The organism is Octadecabacter antarcticus 307 (assembly GCF_000155675.2).
GTDB classification, from domain to species: domain Bacteria; phylum Pseudomonadota; class Alphaproteobacteria; order Rhodobacterales; family Rhodobacteraceae; genus Octadecabacter; species Octadecabacter antarcticus.
On sequence record NC_020911.1, the window covers coordinates 3,633,678 to 3,652,317 of the forward strand.

At 56.1% G+C, this 18,640-nt stretch carries 16 protein-coding genes; 8 read left to right on the forward strand and 8 right to left on the reverse strand.

Going from position 1 to position 18,640, the window contains the following annotated elements; translation table 11 throughout:
* Window positions 1-200 precede the first annotated feature (200 nt).
* The 4 genes from OAN307_RS18565 (at window position 201) to OAN307_RS18580 (ending at window position 5,085) form a co-directional block, all read left to right on the forward strand.
* The gene (locus tag OAN307_RS18565; RefSeq protein ID WP_015501102.1) at window positions 201-833 is read left to right on the forward strand and encodes a glutathione S-transferase family protein; all 633 of its coding nucleotides are present in this window, start codon (window positions 201-203) and stop codon (window positions 831-833) included.
* A gap of 9 nt (window positions 834-842) precedes the next feature.
* Window positions 843-2,054 (forward strand): acetyl-CoA C-acetyltransferase, encoded by a 1,212-nt coding sequence (locus OAN307_RS18570; protein ID WP_015501103.1) that lies wholly within the window; start codon window positions 843-845, stop codon window positions 2,052-2,054.
* 11 nt (window positions 2,055-2,065) lie between these two features.
* Window positions 2,066-4,267, forward strand: coding sequence for a 3-hydroxyacyl-CoA dehydrogenase NAD-binding domain-containing protein (locus tag OAN307_RS18575; RefSeq protein WP_015501104.1), 2,202 nt, complete (start codon window positions 2,066-2,068; stop codon window positions 4,265-4,267).
* 164 nt (window positions 4,268-4,431) lie between these two features.
* On the forward strand, window positions 4,432-5,085 hold the full coding sequence (locus OAN307_RS18580) for an alternative oxidase (RefSeq protein WP_015501105.1): 654 nt from the start codon (window positions 4,432-4,434) through the stop codon (window positions 5,083-5,085).
* A gap of 206 nt (window positions 5,086-5,291) precedes the next feature.
* Here the strand turns inward: OAN307_RS18580 and OAN307_RS18585 are convergent, their stop codons facing one another.
* From OAN307_RS18585 to OAN307_RS18595, 3 genes are all read right to left on the reverse strand, one after another.
* On the reverse strand, window positions 5,292-5,723 hold the full coding sequence (locus OAN307_RS18585) for a DUF4399 domain-containing protein (protein WP_015501106.1): 432 nt from the start codon (window positions 5,721-5,723) through the stop codon (window positions 5,292-5,294).
* A 113-nt stretch (window positions 5,724-5,836) separates the two neighbouring features.
* Window positions 5,837-6,490, reverse strand: coding sequence for a sulfotransferase family 2 domain-containing protein (locus tag OAN307_RS18590; protein ID WP_015501107.1), 654 nt, complete (start codon window positions 6,488-6,490; stop codon window positions 5,837-5,839).
* A 22-nt stretch (window positions 6,491-6,512) separates the two neighbouring features.
* The gene (locus OAN307_RS18595) at window positions 6,513-7,412 is read right to left on the reverse strand and encodes a DMT family transporter (RefSeq protein ID WP_015501108.1); all 900 of its coding nucleotides are present in this window, start codon (window positions 7,410-7,412) and stop codon (window positions 6,513-6,515) included.
* A gap of 158 nt (window positions 7,413-7,570) precedes the next feature.
* On the opposite strand from OAN307_RS18595, the gene OAN307_RS18600 reads away from it, so the two are divergent.
* The 4 genes from OAN307_RS18600 to OAN307_RS18615 all read left to right on the forward strand — a co-directional run bounded on the left by OAN307_RS18600 (window position 7,571) and on the right by OAN307_RS18615 (window position 12,760).
* Window positions 7,571-9,190 (forward strand): AMP-binding protein, encoded by a 1,620-nt coding sequence (locus OAN307_RS18600; protein WP_015501109.1) that lies wholly within the window; start codon window positions 7,571-7,573, stop codon window positions 9,188-9,190.
* Between the two features lie 207 nt (window positions 9,191-9,397).
* Window positions 9,398-9,814, forward strand: coding sequence for a universal stress protein (locus OAN307_RS18605; protein WP_015501110.1), 417 nt, complete (start codon window positions 9,398-9,400; stop codon window positions 9,812-9,814).
* Between the two features lie 56 nt (window positions 9,815-9,870).
* Window positions 9,871-11,604, forward strand: coding sequence for a BCCT family transporter (locus OAN307_RS18610; protein ID WP_015501111.1), 1,734 nt, complete (start codon window positions 9,871-9,873; stop codon window positions 11,602-11,604).
* 139 nt (window positions 11,605-11,743) lie between these two features.
* Window positions 11,744-12,760, forward strand: coding sequence for a hypothetical protein (locus tag OAN307_RS18615; protein ID WP_015501112.1), 1,017 nt, complete (start codon window positions 11,744-11,746; stop codon window positions 12,758-12,760).
* Between the two features lie 98 nt (window positions 12,761-12,858).
* Here OAN307_RS18615 and OAN307_RS18620 read toward each other — a convergent pair whose 3' ends face one another.
* From OAN307_RS18620 to OAN307_RS18640, 5 genes are all read right to left on the reverse strand, one after another.
* Window positions 12,859-14,421 (reverse strand): SPOR domain-containing protein, encoded by a 1,563-nt coding sequence (locus tag OAN307_RS18620; RefSeq protein WP_015501113.1) that lies wholly within the window; start codon window positions 14,419-14,421, stop codon window positions 12,859-12,861.
* Window positions 14,422-14,488: 67 nt separating this feature from the next.
* Entirely contained in the window at window positions 14,489-15,127 is a 639-nt protein-coding gene (upp, locus tag OAN307_RS18625; RefSeq protein ID WP_015501114.1) for a uracil phosphoribosyltransferase, read from the reverse strand.
* The gene (locus tag OAN307_RS18630) at window positions 15,127-16,110 is read right to left on the reverse strand and encodes an adenosine deaminase (RefSeq protein ID WP_015501115.1); all 984 of its coding nucleotides are present in this window, start codon (window positions 16,108-16,110) and stop codon (window positions 15,127-15,129) included. Before OAN307_RS18630 ends, upp begins: the two co-directional genes overlap by 1 nt.
* On the reverse strand, window positions 16,107-17,339 hold the full coding sequence (locus tag OAN307_RS18635) for a phosphopentomutase (protein ID WP_015501116.1): 1,233 nt from the start codon (window positions 17,337-17,339) through the stop codon (window positions 16,107-16,109). Before OAN307_RS18635 ends, OAN307_RS18630 begins: the two co-directional genes overlap by 4 nt.
* A complete protein-coding gene (locus OAN307_RS18640; protein ID WP_015501117.1) occupies window positions 17,336-18,640 on the reverse strand; it encodes a thymidine phosphorylase in 1,305 nt (434 codons plus the stop codon). Before OAN307_RS18640 ends, OAN307_RS18635 begins: the two co-directional genes overlap by 4 nt.

Here is an 18,640-nt window from a genome sequence, read left to right on the forward strand (position 1 = left end):
CGCTGCACGACAGACCGGGGCTTCACCTTGGACGTCGCTTCACTCTCCAGCTATCGACGCCCTTTGACACTGGGCCATTAACCTTAATTGTTCGTTAAAATGCTGCCCTTTAGAAACGAGATACTGCTCATCTTCATCTTGGCATGTACAACTCAAATCCGTCGCCAACCAAAGGCGCATCCCTTGGGAGGGGGCACTCCATGATCAAATTACATTGTTTTGGCGAAAGCGGAAACGCCTACAAGGCGGCACTGACATTGGAATTGTCAGAGGCAGAGTGGGAGCCAATTTACGTAGATTTTTTTAACGGCGCGACCCGCGCTCCTGAATTTCGCGCGATGAACGTCATGGGCGAAGTGCCGGTGATGGAAGACGGCGATCTGATCCTGACGCAATCAGGTGTTATTCAGGATTATGTTTCATCCAAGACAGGCAAGCTTGGCGGGCGATCCGCAGCTGAACGGCGCGATATTCTGCGCTGGATGTTTTTTGACAATCACAAAGTCAGCGGCGTTGCAGGAACATTGCGTTTCAACACCAACTTCTTGCCCGAAGAAAAGCAAAACGCGGAGGTAAATGCGTTCTTGCTGATGCGCCTTACATCTGCATTGAAGATCATGGAAACCCAGTTGGAAGAGACGCCGTACCTCGCCGGTGACGCACTCAGCATCGCGGACATCGCCTGTGCTGGCTATTTGTTTTACCCCGAACCTTTCGGGTTCAACCGTACAGAATCCCCCCACATCGACGCTTGGATGACCCGCATTGAGGGCACCAAAGGTTGGAAACACCCCTATGATCTGATGCCCGGCAGCCCCACAGATCGCAGCTAAGGAGACGACATGACTGACGCATATATCTACGACGCGATCCGCACACCGCGCGGCAAGGGCCGCAAAGACGGGTCCCTGCACGAAGTGACGGCCGCGCGGCTGTCGGCAGGTGTTTTGAACGCCCTGAAAGATCGCAACAATCTGGAAGGCCACGCCGTTGAGGATGTGATTTGGGGCAATGTCACCCAAGTCAAAGAACAGGGCGGCTGCCTTGCGCGGACTGCCGTGCTTGCGTCCAATTTGGATCAATCCATTCCCGGTCTCGCGATCAACCGTTTTTGTGCGTCTGGGATGGAAGCAGTGAACCTTGCCGCAAACCAGATCAAAGGTGGCGCAGGCGAAGCCTATATCGCTGGTGGCGTAGAAATGATGGGCCGCGTCCCGATGGGCAGTGACGGGGCGGCGATTGCCGTTGATCCATCCATCGCAATGGACACCTATTTTGTGCCTCAGGGCATTTCGGCTGACATTATAGCCACCGAATACGGGTTCTCACGCGATGATGCCGACGCGCTGGCTGTTGAATCACAGCGCCGCGCCAAAGCCGCGTGGGACGCAGGCCATTTCAGCAAGTCTATTGTGCCTGTGAAGGATCAGAACGGCCTGACTATTCTGGACACAGACGAATACATGCGCCCGCAGACCGACATGCAATCTTTGGGCGCGCTGAATGCAGCTTTCCAAGCGATGGGCGAAGTCATGCCCGGTTTCGACAAGGTTGCACTGATGAGATATCCGCACCTTGAGCGGATCAACCACATCCACACCGCCGGCAACAGTTCGGGGATCGTGGACGGCGCGGCAGGCGTTTTGATCGGGTCCAAAGAGTATGGCATCAAACATGGTCTGACGCCGCGGGCGCGTATTCGCCAAACTGCGAAAATTGGCACTGATCCAACAATCATGCTGACGGGTCCGGTTCCTGTGACGCACAAAATCCTGAGCGATGCGGGAATGAATATTAAGGATATCGATCTGTTTGAAGTCAATGAGGCGTTTTCAAGCGTCGTGTTGCGGTTCATGCAGGCGTTCAACGTTGATCATTCGGTGGTCAACGTGAATGGCGGGTCTATCGCCATGGGCCATCCATTGGGGGCTACGGGTGCGATTATCATTGGCACCCTGCTGGATGAGCTTGAGCGTTCTGACAAAGAGGTCGGCCTCGCCACCTTGTGCATCGCATCCGGCATGGGTGCGGCGACTATTATTGAACGGGTGTAAGGAGCAACGACATGGCTGATTTTACTATGAAAACAGACGCCGATGGCGTTGCGATTATCACTTGGGATGTCGTTGGAAAGTCCATGAACGTCCTGAGCCTTGAAGGGTGGGATGATCTGGACACTTGCGTTGATGCTGCACTTGCAGACGACAGCGTTAAGGGCGTGGTCATCACGTCCGGCAAGGACACCTTTGCGGGCGGAATGGATCTTAACATTATCGCCAAGATGAAGGCGGCTGCGGGTGATAATCCGGCAAAGGGCCTGATGGACGGCTTGATGAAATCACACGCTATCCTGCGCAAGATTGAACGCGCTGGCATGGACCCTAAAACCAACAAGGGCGGCAAGCCGATTGCGGCTGCCCTGCCCGGCACAGCACTTGGTATTGGTCTGGAAATTCCACTGGCCTGTCACCGCATTTTTGTAGCCGACAATCCAAAAGCGAAGATCGGCCTGCCCGAGATCATGGTCGGTATTTTTCCAGGCATGGGAGGAACGACCCGTCTGGTGCGCAAGATGGGCGCGATGATGGCGTCACCACTGCTGCTTGAAGGCAAAATGAACGACCCCAAAAAAGCAATGCAGGCTGGTGTTGTAGATGAAGTTGTCCCAGCGGGTGAGCTGATGGCAATTGCCAAGGCTTGGGTGTTGTCCGAACCAAAGATCGTCAAACCCTGGGACGAAAAAGGCTACAAAATGCCGGGTGGCGAACCGTATCACTCGGCGGGTTTTATGACCTTCGTAGGTGCGTCCGCGATGGTGAACGGCAAGACGCAAGGTGTGTATCCTGCTGCCAAGGCATTGCTGTCAGCGGTCTATGAGGGCGCGATGGTGCCGTTCGACACGGCGCTTAAAATCGAGGCGCGCTGGTTCACCAATGTGCTAATGAACCCAAGTTCTGAGGCAATGATCCGGTCCTTGTTTATTAACAAAGAAGCCTTGGAAAAGGGCGCGAACCGACCCGATGTGGCCGATCAGACTGTCAAAAAAGTCGGTGTCTTGGGCGCGGGCATGATGGGTGCCGGTATTTCGCTGGTGTCGGCGTTGGCAGGTATTGAGGTTGTGTTGATCGACCGCGAACAGGCCGCTGCTGACAAAGGTAGATCCTACACAGCTGATTATATGGACAAGGGAATTGCCCGCAAAAAGGCGAGCGTGGAGAAGAAGGAAAAAGTGCTTGGTATGATTACGGCCACCACCGATCTAGAAGCGCTTAAGGGCTGCGATCTAATCGTTGAGGCGGTGTTCGAGGACGTTGGCGTCAAGGCCGAGATGACCAAGAAGGTTGAGGCGATTGTGGGTGACGACTGCATCTTTGCCACCAACACATCGACCCTGCCGATTACCGAATTGGCCAAGGCATCTGTGCGGGCCGACAAATTTATTGGCATCCATTTCTTCAGCCCCGTCGACAAGATGGCGTTGGTGGAAATCATCAAAGGGGCCAAAACGGGCGACATTGCGATTGCTAAATCTCTCGATTTTGTGCGCCAGATCAGAAAGACGCCGATTGTCGTGAATGATGAACGCTTCTTTTACGCCAACCGCTGCATCTTGCCCTACGGCAAGGAAGGCATCCGCATGGTTAGTGAAGGCGTTGCGCCTGCGCTGGTCGAAAACGCGGCCAAGCTGATGGGCTTTCCTGTGGGCACGTTGCAGCTGACCGACGACACGACGATCGCGTTGAACGCTTCGATTGCGCGGGCGACCAAGTCGGCGATGGGCGATGCCTACCCCGATGCTGTAACCGACGACGTTTTGTTCTTCCTCGAAGATCAAAAACGTCTGGGTCGCAAAGCGGGCGCCGGATTCTACAACTACGACGAAAAAGGCAAACGGGATGGATTTTGGGACGGCTTGGCCGAACGGTATCCTCGTTTGGAAACACAGCCTGACCTGATTGATGTGCAACACCGCTTGATGTTTGCCCAAGTGCTTGAGGCCGTGCGCGCGCTGGAAGAAGGCGTGCTGATGGACATCCGCGAAGGAGATGTCGGCGCGATCCTTGGCTGGGGCTTTGCGCCTTGGTCGGGTGGCCCATTTAGCTGGCTTGATATCCTTGGTGCACCCTATGCCGCCGCGCGTTGTGATGAGCTGACAAAGGTCCACGGCGCGCGGTTTGAATGCCCCGCCCTGCTGCGCGAAATGGCCGACAAAGGTCAATCGTTCTACGGGCGTTTCGGGTCGGGTGTGGATAGCAAAGCCGCTTAATCACAAACCGACGCAGCATCAATTGGCCGTGCCTTCGGGTGCGGCCAATTGATAACTCGAACTGCCTTAACAACAGGCCCAAAATGAAGAAAATGCCGCAGGCTAAGGGTGATGATTTTTCCGAATTACTACATATTTCTATCTTATAAAAAGGAGATGGAACGATGAACGATAATGTTGCGTATGCTGCTGAGTTAGACGATAAAAACCTGCACCACCATGAACCACAAGATTTCAGGGACCGTTTTGCATTGCGCCTCGTGAAGTTTATGCGCGTATTTGCGGACAAATTTTTTGCCCATCGCTATGGCCACCGTGCGGTGGTTCTGGAAACCGTGGCCGCAGTGCCCGGAATGGTCGGCGGCTTGCTGCAGCACCTCAAGGCACTGCGCCAAATCCGCGACGACCAAGGCTGGATAAGGGAACTGATTGAAGAAGCTGACAACGAACGGATGCACCTGATGACATTCATCGAGATCGCGCAGCCGTCCCGCTTCGAACGATTCTTGATCGCGGCCACACAACTTGTTTTCTACAACCTATACTTCTTCCTGTACTTGCTGGCCCCGCGTGTTGCGCACCGTGTGGTCGGGTATTTGGAAGAAGAAGCAGTCGTCAGCTACACACAGTATTTAGCGCAAATCGATGCAGGCGCAGTCGAAAACGTGCCCGCCCCACAAATTGCCAAGGATTACTGGAAACTACCTGATGGCGCCCGCCTGCGCGAGGTCGTTTTGGTTATCCGGGAGGACGAGGCCGGACACCGAGACAAAAATCATGACTTTGCAAACAAGATTGTCACTGGCGCCCACCCCTAGCGTCCAAGATCACAAAAACCTGCGACGCGCAGTTTGAGTGGCAGCCCTTCCACGTGAAATGGCCGCCACGGACCCGTAGCACCACGCGCGGTTCGACGCAGGGGTCGATAGCAAATCGGCTTTTGAAACAAAAATGGCCGCGCAGGTTTGCGCGGCCATTTTTCGTTTATGCGTCAATTATTCGACGATGATTGTGATCACGTCGCTTAGCACGGGGGGTCATGTGGCACGTGCGACCAATCCCCCAAAAGCAATTGAAGCGTGTGTGTGCCAACGGGCAAATCTTTCGTGACCTGCGTTTGTCCGCCACCGAAATGCACGACCTGATCCGTCGCGGGCAAGCTGGTGTCCAAATCAAGCGTGCTTAGATCGGTGTTGATCAACAGGTGAAAGTGCCCCTTCATGTCCATTTCGACACTGGCGGGGGCCACGCCCATGTCCTCAAGTCCAAAAACGATCGTGACCGGATTGGACAGCGTTTCGCCGTCTGCCGGTGAAATAATGTAGGCCCGCGCCTCGTCCGGTGCAGCAGCGCGGTGGCCATCTGCAAAGGCTGCACCTGCTAAAGAAATCGCTGCGGCAACGCTAAGAATAAATGTTTCATGGTATCCTCCTGAGTCGATGAACTTTTTCATCATGTGGAAAAGATAGCCTGTAAATCCCTATATGCAACTAGGACACCGGTCAGTGCGCCGGAAGCGAGCGGTAAATCGACAGCTACCACTTGGTGCAGAAACAAGCGGGCGAAATCTTACGCAGGATCGAAGCCATAACCGTGTGTCGCGATGTCGTGGGCGCACAGGTCCGCCACCAATTCCGCGTCTGAATCGGTATAAAAGCCGCGCCAATCACGAGGGCGCTGACTTTGATTGGCAATCGGCATGTCCAGCATAAATCCGAGGTGGGTTGCGAGCGGCACCAGATCATCTGCCAAATGTTCAAGTCGGATATAGAGGTCGGCGTGCGTAACGCCAGCACTGTCGGTCATGTAACTTGCATAACGGTCATTGCGAAACGTATCTTTGGTGAGCGGCGCGTTCACAAAGCCGGAAAAGCCTTTGGTGCGCGCCAACGTAACGGCCGGATGATCGAACGTCTGTGTCTTTAGCCAATGATAGTAACTCACCATTCGGTCCCACGGGTTGCGCACGAGGGTGAAGGTGAACAGATCGGCCATCTCAGCGCGCGTGATCAAGCCTTCGACGTCAGCCAGCGTTGAATGTTTCCACAGTCGGCCAGCGGTTTCAACGCCTTTGACTTTACCGCGTCTTTTGCGTGCTTTCGGCGTGTCACCAATCATGATGTCGTCCGCTTTGGCGCGGTCTTCTAACGCCAGCGCCATCGCCGTGCCGCCAGTTTTGGGGATATGCACAAAGATATAGCCGCGCCCACGTGAAATAATCATGTCAACCTCACTCTGATCTCACTCACTTTGATCGCAGCGCGATAATAGAGCCCGACGCGATAATACAGGCAATACCAACCAGCGCCAATGCGCCCAAGGTTTGCCCCCACATGATCCACCCAAAGATCGCGGCGAACACGATGAGGGAGTATTCGTTGATCGCGACATACGATGCCTCCCCCAGTTGATAGCCGCGTGTCAGCAGGCCGACACCGATGATACTGCCCACGGCCTGACCAATGGTAACCCAGACCATCGTGGTGGTCATCGGCACAAGGCCCCGTTGAAGCCAGCCATCCACACCTATTGGCGCGTCCATTGGCCAGATGGACAGCGCTGCGACGCCAAACAAACCGTACACGCCAAGGATAGCGAAATAAGCCAGCGTCATCACCAGCACGCTTTCGCCTTCGCACCACGCGCGGGTACCAATTGCGCCGACGGCATAGAACACGCCCGCGATGATTGGCACAAAGGCCAGCGCGGTGATGTTACCGTCCTGCGGCCAGACGACCAGAACCGCACCACAAAACCCGACAGCCACTGCGGCCCAGCGCCAGAACCCCACTGATTGCCCCCGAAACAGCACCGACAGGATCAAAACGAAAATCGGGGCGGTAAACAGGCCAGCGACCACGACGCCGATTGGCAGGAAGGCGAGGCAGCCAAAATAAATCAACAGCGCTGTACCAGTAAAAAAATTGCGCGCCAAAACGTGCAAAGGTCGGTTCGCGCGTAACGTGCCAAGACCAAGCAGCGCGAGGATTCCCAACATCGGCAAGGTCGCCACCGATCGCGCCGCTTGAAACAGCCACAGGCTTGAGTTTTCAGAGATCAGCGGGATCAAATTGTCCGTCACGCCCAGCACAAACATACCGCACAGGGTGCAAATCATCGAAAGCTTGGGATTCGTTGCTTGCATTGCGGCATGTCCTTTGGCGCACTGTCGCGGGCGCAACGTAGCTGCGCCAGTCCAAAACGACGCGCTGGCCAAAAACGACGCGCGCAAGGTAGATCGGTGTTTGACATCTGTGAAATCTGCGACATTTTGGTAGCTACATAAACTAAGAGGAAATGCGCATGGGCTGGATGAGGGATGAGACAGGGTTGGATAAGACCCCCGCGAACTATATACCGCTCACCCCATTGAGCCACCTAGCACGCGCTGCGAAAGTTTTCCCCGACCGTGAGGCGTTGGTGTACGGCGATATGCGCCTGACCTACACGAATTATCATGCCCGCGTGTCCCAATTGGCAAGCGCCTTGCAGATGGCGGGCGTTGTTCCCGGCGATGTGGTTGCGACGCTGCTGCCCAACATCCCCGCACAAGCCGAGGCGCATTTTGGCGTGCCAGCGGCGGGGGCGGTGTTGAACACCATCAATATCCGGCTGGACGTAGATACGATCGCCTACATCTTCGATCACGGCGAAGCCAAAGTTGTGCTGGTGGACAGCCAGTTCCTGCCCGTTTGTATGAAAGCGGTTGAAGCGATGGAGGGGGAGGCGCCGCTGGTCGTTGAAGTTCCCGATGCGATTGCTGGCGTGCCCGAGATTGGCGAGCAGATTGATTATGAAACATTTTTGGCCGCAGGTGATCCAAATTTTGCGTGGATCATGCCCGATGACGAATGGGAAAGCCTTGCGCTGAATTATACATCCGGAACGACGGGGCGGCCCAAGGGCGTCGTCTGCCATCACCGTGGTGCGTACTTGATGACCATGGGTACACCCGTCACGTGGCGCATGACGTTGCATCCGATTTTTTTGACCATCGTGCCGCTGTTTCATTGCAACGGCTGGAACCACACATGGATGATACCGATGCTGGGCGGTACGGTCGTATGCTGCCGCGACATATCAGCGGCGGCGATTTACGCAGCGATCGCCGATGAAGGTGTGACGCATTTTGGCGGCGCACCGATTGTGTTGAACTTGTTGGTGAACGCCAAACCCGAAGACCGTCGCGATTTCGATCACACCGTTGAGGTATTCACCGCAGGCGCCCCCCCTGCCCCTGCGACGCTCGCGGCGATTGGTGATTTAGGGTTCAACGTGCAGCAGGTCTACGGTTTAACCGAAACCTATGGCCACGTCACGGAATGCCTGTGGAACAACGACTGGGACAGCCTGCCACAAGACAAACAATCAGCGATCAAGGCCCGCCAAGGCGTCGCATTCCCGCAAATGGAAGACATTACCGTGATGTCGGATACGATGGAACAAGTCACGATGGACGGCAAATCCCAAGGTGAGATCGTAATCAGGGGCAATTCGGTGATGAAAGGCTATCTGAAAAACCCGGGCGCGACTGCAAAGGCATTCAAGGGCGGATATTTCCATTCCGAGGATTTGGCGGTGCAGTACCCCGACGGGTCCATGCAAATTGCGGACCGCGCCAAGGACATCATCATTTCCGGCGGTGAGAACATTTCGTCCGTTGAGGTCGAAAGTGTCTTGATGGGCCATCCCGATGTCATGCTCTGTGCTGTTGTGGCAATGCCTGACGACAAGTGGGGCGAAGTGCCCTGTGCCTTTGTTGAGTTGAAAGTCGGCCACGTGGGTGACGCGGACGCGTTGATCGCGTTCACCAAACAAAGGCTCGCAGGTTTCAAATGCCCCAAGAAAGTGGTGTTTGGCGAACTGCCCAAAACATCGACGGGGAAAATCCAAAAGTTCGAGTTGCGCAAGACGTTTCGATAAGGCGCGACAGACAGTTAAGCGATGCTGGTGGGTTGACAGGCACCTGCCACCCTTCAGTTCAGGCACGGGTTCCACAATACTTGCAGGATGCGTCGTTTCCGCGTTACGGTCGAAGGATGAACAAGGTTTCCTTAGGGAAACTGATTTTTGTGCTGCATGTTTAACCACGTGGAAAAGTCGGAAATCCATCTGTAAAAAGGAGGGAAAATGTATAACCACATTATGGTTCCCGTCGATTTGGGACATACGAAAACACTTGGGCGGGCGCTGGAAACAGCGGCTGACCTTGCCAAACACTACGGCGCGAAAGTGACCTACGTCGGCGTCACAAGTTCCGCGCCGGGGTCTGTTGCCCATTCGCCCGAAGAATATCAAACCAAGTTGGGTGAATTCGCCAAGACCCAAGCAGACGCACACACCGTCGAAACTGCCGCACATTCGGCAATCAGCCATGATCCAAGCGTTGATCTTGATCCAACCCTTCTAAAGGCCGCTGATGAAATCGGTGCCGATCTGATCGTCATGCAAAGCCATATTCCGGGGCTGGCAGATCATCTGTGGCCGTCAAACGGCGGCAAAATAGCACGACAGGCAAAATGTTCTGTGATGGTTGTGCGCGACTGATACGCGCTGCCAAAAATGCGTAATACGACCTGACCGAGCAAAGAGGGACAAAAAATATGACTGATGAAACAACAAATCCGGGTATTCCAGAACCCGAGGGGCGATCTGACATAATCGATACCGATTACGAGGTCGGACAAGATAATATTGAGACCACAGTTGCTGGCATCAAACTTGATATGCACAATCCGGTTTTTCTGATCTCTGCTGTGATGATCCTGATCTTCGTCGCTATCGCGTTGATCTTTCCTGAAGTATCCAAAGATGTTTTTCTCGCCGTCCGCAACTACATCAAAAGCACCTTTGACTGGTTCTTCTTGATGTCGGCCAACCTGTTTGTGATTTTTGCATTGCTGCTGATCGTGACCCCATGGGGCAAGGTCAGACTGGGCGGTACGGACGCTGTGCCAGATTACAGCTATCTTGCATGGTTTGCGATGCTGTTCGCGGCGGGCATGGGCATCGGCCTGATGTTCTTTGGTGTGCTTGAACCTGTCTATTACTTCGCGACACCGTGGGGCGATCAACCACTTGGTGGGGAATTGGGCATCGTAGACGGCGTGGTACAAAGTGCTGCGCAAGTCGACGCAGCACGGCGCATGGCCATGGCCGCGACGATTTTCCACTGGGGCCTGCACCCATGGGCAATCTATGCAATCGTTGCTTTGGCGCTGGCGCTGTTCAGCTACAACAAGGGCTTGCCACTGACGTTAAGATCCGCGTTCTACCCAATTTTGGGCGAGCGCATCTGGGGTCCGTGGGGCCATGCCATCGACTGTACTGCGGCCTTCGCGACACTGTTTGGTCTGGCCACATCGCTGGGCTTCGGTGCGACGCAGGTGGCATCAGGTCTGACAGAAGTGTTCGGATCAGGTGACGCTGCGACCGGAACCCGAAACTTCATGGGCTTTCTGTGGGGCAACACGGATTCCAGCGCGGACAGTTCGGTTCTGTTAGTTCTGATCATCGCGTTCATCACAGCAATTGCATTGGTCTCCGTCATCCGGGGCTTGGACGGCGGCGTTAAGGTACTGTCTGAGATCAACATGGGGCTGGCAGGTATCCTGCTGGTGTTTGTGCTGATTGCAGGGCCAACACTAGCGATCTTTACCAACTTCTTTGGTGGGCTGTTCGCCTACGCGCAAGAAATCGTGCCGCTCAGCAACCCTGTGGGCCGTGTCGACACGGGCTTCTTGCACGGTTGGACAACGTTCTACTGGGCATGGTGGATCAGCTGGTCACCATTCGTGGGCATGTTTATCGCCCGTGTCAGCCGTGGCCGGACGGTTCGGGAATTCATCACCTGCGTCTTGTTGATCCCAAGCCTTGTCTGTGTGTTCTGGATGGCAACGTTTGGTGGCACGGCAATCAGCCAAGTCATCGCCAGCGGAACTGAAAGCGGCGTGTTCCAAAACGTCGTGGCAGCCTACAAGCCTGAAATATCGCTCTTTTCTATGTTGGGTGAACTGCCATTCTCGTCCATCTCATCGGTTCTGGCAGTTGTGCTGGTCATCGTGTTCTTCGTGACGTCATCGGATTCCGGTTCGTTGGTGATCGACACGATCACTGCAGGCGGTAAGGTAGACGCCCCTGTGTCCCAGCGTATCTTCTGGTGCATCTTTGAAGGTGCGGTCGCGGGTGTGCTTCTTTTGGGGGCGGCAGGAACCGCCGGCCTTGAAAGTTTGCAGGCGATGGTAATCTCAACGGGGCTGTTCTTTACGGTCGTCTTGCTGGTGATGTGTTTTGCCATCTTCCAAGGCTTGCGCTCCGAACGCGCCGCGATGCAGTAACCCACCGCATCACATCAGATGAACGGCCCCCTGCCCATCGTGGCGGGGGGCCTTTTTTATGGGCGACAGACTGTGACTGTCATTGCAGCCAGAACTTGCTAGGTTGCGCCCAATCACCAGAGGCAAAGCAGGCCCAAACATGACAGCACTGACAAAATTTGACCGACTAGAAAGCGGTGGCCTTTGGCGCGCAGCACCCAACGATCAACGCCGTGAGGTCATGGTTTCCCTTGGCAATGCCACCCTGGTAATCTCAGACAGCGCCGGTCGGGCTTTGACCCACTGGTCACTTCCGGCGGTTGAACGGATGAACGCGGGCGAACGTCCGGCGTTGTTCACCCCCGCCGCCGATGGAACTGATACTTTGGAAATCAGCGATGACTTGATGATTAGTGCGATGGAAAAGGTCCGAAAAACCGTCAATCGCCGCCGTTACAGACCCGGTAGATTGCGCAACCTCGGACTGCTGACCGCAACCGCCGCGATTGTTGGGCTAGCCGTGTTCTGGCTGCCGGATGCTCTGATCCGCGAGGCGCAAAGCGCTGTCCCTGCTGTCAAACGGGCGGAAATCGGGGCAACGCTGCTCGGCCATATTCAACACATTACCGGCCAGACCTGCCGCAGCCAATTGGGAACGCAGGCATTGGAAACCTTGCACGCGCGCGCGCTTGGCCCTGACGCGGGCGGGCAGGTTTTCGTGGTGCCATCGGGGCCCGACACGGCCATCTATCTGCCCGGTGGATTGATCGTGATGAACCGCGATCTGATTGAAGACACCGAAGATCCAGCCGCCGTTGGCGGGCATATTATTGCCGCCGCCGCACAATTGCGCATCCAAGATCCGCTTGCCGCTTTGCTCAAAAACTCCGGCATTGGCACGACATTTACATTGCTGACCCAAGGCGAGATCGCGCCCGAAACATTGCGCAGCTACGCCGAAGAGCTTTTCGCCAATCCACCACAGCGGGCGGATGACGCGGTTTTGTTGGACATGTTTGCCAACGCCCAACTGCCCAGCACGCCCTACGCCTTCGCGGTTGATGTTACAGGTGAGACGACCCTTAGCCTAATCGAAGCCGATCCAATGCAAGGCCTGGAAACGCCCGAAATTCTAAGCGACGCGGCATGGATCAGCCTGCAAGGGATTTGCACCTAATACCGCGGCACGTTCATGCCCCAGATAGTGCCAAACAAGGAAAGACCCCACGCCTGAGCAGGGTCCCTCCCCGGGAGAACTGTATGTTGTTTCAGGCCTTAACGACGCGTAAACGCCCCTGAATAACCTGCACCACGGGCAGTGCCCAATGCCCTTTGCAATTGCGCGTCGCTGCTGAACGGCCCAGCCAGCACCATGCGCATTTCAGTGCCGCTCTGATTGAAGACACCAATCCGCATAGGCAGGCCGCGCGTGCGCAACGATTGTGCAATGGCCTGCGCCTGATCGCGGGTGCCAAACGTGCCAACTTGGACGTAGCGGTGACCGCTAAGCTGCTCGCTCGGTTGGGTTTGCAGGGCAGTGCGGGTGGCCACGCGTGGCTGTTCAACTGCAGCAGCGGTGGCGCGCGGGGTCGTCGCATAACGGATCGTATTGGTCAGACCAGTCGGGCTTTGCGTTTGTGGGCCAGTGCGGATGCCACGTTGCGTGTTCAGACGACCATCATCCCAAACTTGGGCGTAGCCCGTTGGCACGCTCGGCACTGGTAATGCGTAACCGCGCACAGGATTGGAATAGGGTGGTGGGTTCTGGTTCAAAAGGTCCCCCAAAAAACCCAGCGAAAATGGGGAGGTTCGCGCGCGCGTCACGAAACCGTTTGTCTCTGGTCCGGTAGGCACCACAAGGCGGGACGTCAAACCGGACGGCGATTGCGCCTGCGGGCCGCACCGAATGCTTAGATTGCCGGTGTTGGTCAAACTGCCAAAGCCGCATGCAGATACCACACGGGCGTTTGTGCCCGGATTGAACATCGTGGACACCGGTGCCGCGTCAAGCGGGTTGGAATAGGGGCGCTGCGGCCGCGAAAGATCTGCCCAAAGCCCCGCAAACGGACCAGTGGCCGGCGTGATGCGCTGTGTCTGTGGGCCGCACCGGATGGGCAAGCCCGTCGTGGCGCTGATGTAAGTGCGGCCTGTAGCGTCAATATCAGCACAGGCTTGCGTCCGCGACAGGCCCGGCTGGGCGCTCGTCGCTTGAACAAGAGGGCGCGTTACGGCTGCGACCTGTGGGGCAACGTTGCCACCACAATCGATCGGCTGCCCCGTGCGTTGGCCGACAAGGTTCGGCTGCACACCCGTTAAACCAGCGCAAGCCTGTGCACGTGTGAGAACGCGCGGCTGGACGGTTGGCACTGTTGTGATCGGCGGTGAAGGCGGTGAAGGCGTGGCCGCAGCAGGTGTTCCAACACGTTGTCCTGTCAGCGGATTAATGGCCGCTGCTGTGGATGCCGGCAAGTTCAGGCGCGGCGCAGGTGCTGCGGCAGGGCGTACAGCCAGGCCCGCTACAACTGTGTCCAGCGGGTTGGGGACGTTTACTGTTGGCGAGATTGTTGTTGATCCAGCGACCTGTGTCGGCTGGAAACCACAAAGTAGATCCCGACTGCTATTGACCCGCGGCACCCAATTGACTGCGCCACCAATTCCGGCGCGCACAAACACGCATCCACGGCTGTCTACATACTGATTTGCTGTGAAAGTTGATGGCGGGAATTCCGCTGGCCCAGTGGAATCGCGCAGTGATTGTGCTGTTGCACCACCCGACATAAGGGCCACAATGACCGCAGCGGTCGAAAGAAATCCATAGCGCTGACCAAAAATAATCATAGTTGTCCCCACAATATATTGTGAGAGAATGCCTAACAATGCCTAATATGTAAAGGGATTGTTGCCCCTATTTAGTGCCGAACATACGGTCACCCGCATCCCCTAGTCCCGGAACAATATATCCATTGTCATTCAAGTGACTATCCACCGCAGCTGTCACAATCGGCACATCGGGATGCGTGGATTTCATCGCGGCGATGCCTTCTGGCGAAGCCAACAGGCACAAGAATCGAATGTCCTTTGCGCCGGATTCTTTCAGCAGATCAATCGCCGCAATCGACGAATTACCTGTCGCCAACATCGGGTCAACGGCGATAACCATGCGTTCGTCCATCGCATCGGGCACCTTGAAATAGTATTGCACAGGCTGCAGCGTTTTTTCGTCGCGATACAAGCCTACAAATCCAACACGCGCCGACGGGATCAGTTCCAACATACCGTCCAGCAACCCGTTGCCCGCCCGTAGAATTGAAATCAGCGCCAGTTTTCGCCCCTTAAGCACCGGCGCTTCCATCGTCTCCATCGGGGTTTCGATGGTCTTGGTCGTCATCGGTAATTCACGCGTCACCTCATAGGCCAGCAGTTGTGAAATCTCGCGCAAAAGCTGGCGGAACACCGCCGTGGGCGTGGTTTTATCACGCATCAGCGTCAGTTTATGCTGCACCAAAGGGTGCGTAACATGGGTAAGGTGCGGAAGTTTTGTCATCAATTTTCCAGTCGTTTGGCGATTTTTACGCGGGTGGAGGCATCACAGAATGCACCGTCTAGCGCGATCTGATTGAGCGCGTTGAAATCATCGGCGCCCCAGCCGAATGTCGCTGCCAGCATGTCAAATTCATCGGTCATTGTCATGCCAAAGAACGGTGGATCATCAGTCGATACGGTCACTTTAACGCCCGCATCGCGCAGTTTTAGGATAGGATGATCGGCCCAATCCCCAGTGGCCTTCAGAAACACGTTGGACCCCGGGCAGACCTCAAGCACGATGCCGGCATCCGCAATCTGCGCCACCAATTGAGGATCACGAATGGCATTCACACCGTGGCCGATGCGCTGCACCTTAAGGTCGCGGATCGTGTCCGCAACCATGTCCGGCCCACCCCATTCCCCTGCATGACAGGTGAGGGGCATCCCGGCTTCGCGCGCCATATCAAAGGCATAGGCGTAATCATTGGGGCGGCCGACCATTTCACCACCCGCCATGCCAAATCCAGTGATGAAATCACCAAAGGTTTCCGCCGCGCAAATTGCAGCGGGTTTTGCAGCGTCTGGTCCAAAGTGGCGGATGCAAGTGACGATGCCCTTTAAGGTAATGCCAAACTCTGCCTCCGCCTCAGTAGCCGCCGCATCCATCGCCGCCAAATAATCGCGCCATGCCGCCAGATCACCGCCACCGCAGAAGTCAGGTGACAGGAACGTTTCTTGGTAAACAACACCGTGCGACGCGCTTTCTTGCAGAACCGCTTTGACCAGTCGGTAGAAATCTTGCGGGCCCTGCAACGTCGTGCAGGCAGCCTCATAGACTTGCAAGAAATGGTCGAAACCACGGTAAGCGTAAGTGCCATCCTTATTAAACACCCCACTGATATCAATAGACTTTTCCTTGGCCAATCCACGGATAAAACTCGGTGGGGCGCAGCCCTCAAGGTGGGTGTGCAATTCGACTTTGGGCATGGATCTATAGGTCATAGAAAACTCTTTCCTTGTCCGCGGAGCGCAACGCCCAAGTGCGCGGCGATTGTGGCTGCGACGTCAACAAACGCTACATGACCAAGATCGCGCGGGCCTTGTCTGTTAAGGTCGGGCGCATGGATCAAAACCGGCACCCGTTCGCGGGTATGATCGGATCCGATCCAAGTCGGATCATTGCCATGATCGGCCGTGACACACAACAGATCACCGGCGCGCAACTTGGGCAGTAGTTTCCCCAGTTCCGCGTCAAACCATTCAAGGTGGCGTGCATAGCCCGATACATCGCGGCGGTGCCCGTAAAGACTGTCGAATTCAACAAAATTAGCGAAGACAAACCCACCGCTCGGCGCATCATCAATCAAGTCGGACAAATGATCCATTAAGGTCATATCGGCACCTTTGCGCACCTCATCAATGCCACGCATTGAGAAAATGTCGCCGATCTTGCCAATGGCTTGCACTGATCGCCCAGCATCATGAATCCAATCGCACAGCGTCGGCGACGGTGTGGCGATGGCATAGTCATGGCGATTTAGCGTGCGTTCGAATGTCCCGACTTCACCCTTAAAGGGACGCGCAATGACGCGCCCAACTTTGCGGTCGTGCAACATCGGAGCGAGGTCTTTGCACAAATTCAGAAGCCGTTCTAACCCGAAATAATCCTCATGGGCGGCAATTTGCAGCACGCTGTCAACGGATGTGTAGCAGATCGGCCAGCCCGTGCGGATGTGCTGCGCGCCAAAATCATCAATGACTTGTGTGCCGGACGCGTGGCAATTGGCGAGGATGCCGTCCGTGCCAGCCAGTTCGCAAATGCGCGCCGTGATGTCGTCGGGAAACGCCGGCGTGGTTTTTGGAAACGTGGTCCAATCCCAAGGAACTGGCACGCCCGACAATTCCCAATGGCCCGACGGTGTGTCCTTTCCCAGGCTGATTTGCGTGGCGGCACCGTAAGCCCCATTTGGCGCAGGCCAGCCCAAATCAAGTCCGGTCGCAAGCCGCATCGCCGCGCCCGCGCCCATGGCGTTCAGGTTTGGAATACTCAACGGCCCCGTGCGCCCATCTTCCGCGCAGCCCGCGCGGCAAGCCTGAGCAATATGACCCAGCGTATTTGACCCAGTGTCCGGCGTGTCGCCGTTAAAAAAATCAGCAGCGTCCGGTGCCCCGCCAATGCCAACGCTGTCGATCACAATAAGGAACGCCCGATTTTCGAATACTTTTGTCATGGGTCGATCCGTTCTAGAACTAGGTCTGTAATTTCAACAGGTTCACCAATGGTCACGGCGCGTAGGACCGCATGGGCTGCGGCTTGCGCGCTGTCCTCATCAGCGGCATGGATGGTCACGATTGGATCACCACGCGCAACTTTCGTCCCAAGCGGCAAGACATTTGTCAGACCAACACGCGGGTCAATGCGATCACTTTCGATCTGACGGCCGCCACCCAATTGCACCACCGCCAAACCCAGTGCTTCACCGTCAATGACAGCAATGGTCCCAGCATAAGGCGCGGGAACATCGCCAATGACAGGGGCCGATGGCAGATGGGTGTGCCAGCCTTCGGCAATGTCTGGCGGGCCACCCATCGCGCGGACCATCGCGGCAAAACAGACCATCGCGTGGCCCGATGAAATGGCCGCCTTGACGCGTTCTTCGGCTTCGCCTTCGGCGTGACCTGCAAGTGCGAGAGCGCGGGCGCAAAGTGCGACAGTCAGATCGTGCAAACGTGGCGCTGCAGCGCGGTTTCCTGACAAAACCTCAAGACAAAGCGCCAATTCGACACCATTTCCCAAACATGGCGCCAGCGGTTGCGACATGTCGGTGATAAACGCGGCTGTCGGCGTGCCCGCGCCGTTCGCCGTGGACGTCAACGCGCGGGCCAGCTTTGCGGCCCCTGCGGGGGTTTTCATAAACGCGCCGCTGCCCGCTTTGACGTCAAGCACCAGACCCTCAAGACCCGCTGCAAGTTTCTTGGACAGAATTGAGGCACAAATTAAATCAACACTCTCAACCGTCGCGGTGACGTCACGCACGGCATATAAGCGTTTATCGGCGGGCGCGATGGAATTGGTGGCACTGACAATTGCACAGCCAATATCGCGGGTAATCTTGCGGAACGCGGCTGTGTTTTGCGCAGTGTTTAATCCTGGGATCGCCTCAAGTTTATCGAGCGTGCCGCCCGTATGCCCAAGGCCGCGGCCCGACACCATCGGCACGAACACATCGCACGCCGCCAGCGCGGGCGCGAGAATCAGAGACACCGGATCACCCACCCCGCCCGTTGAATGTTTGTCCAATACGGGGCCCGGCAAATCCCATTTCAACACATCACCACTGTCGCGCATGCCCGTGGTCAATGCCACGCGACCTTCATCGCTAAGCCCGTTCAAACAGACTGCCATCGCGAAAGCGCCAGCCTGCGCGTCCGACACCATGCGGGTGGCTAAACCATTGGTGAACCATACCAATTCATCGTGGCTGGGGTCTTCGCCCTGCCGCACTTTGGCAATGATTGCGCGCGCATCCAT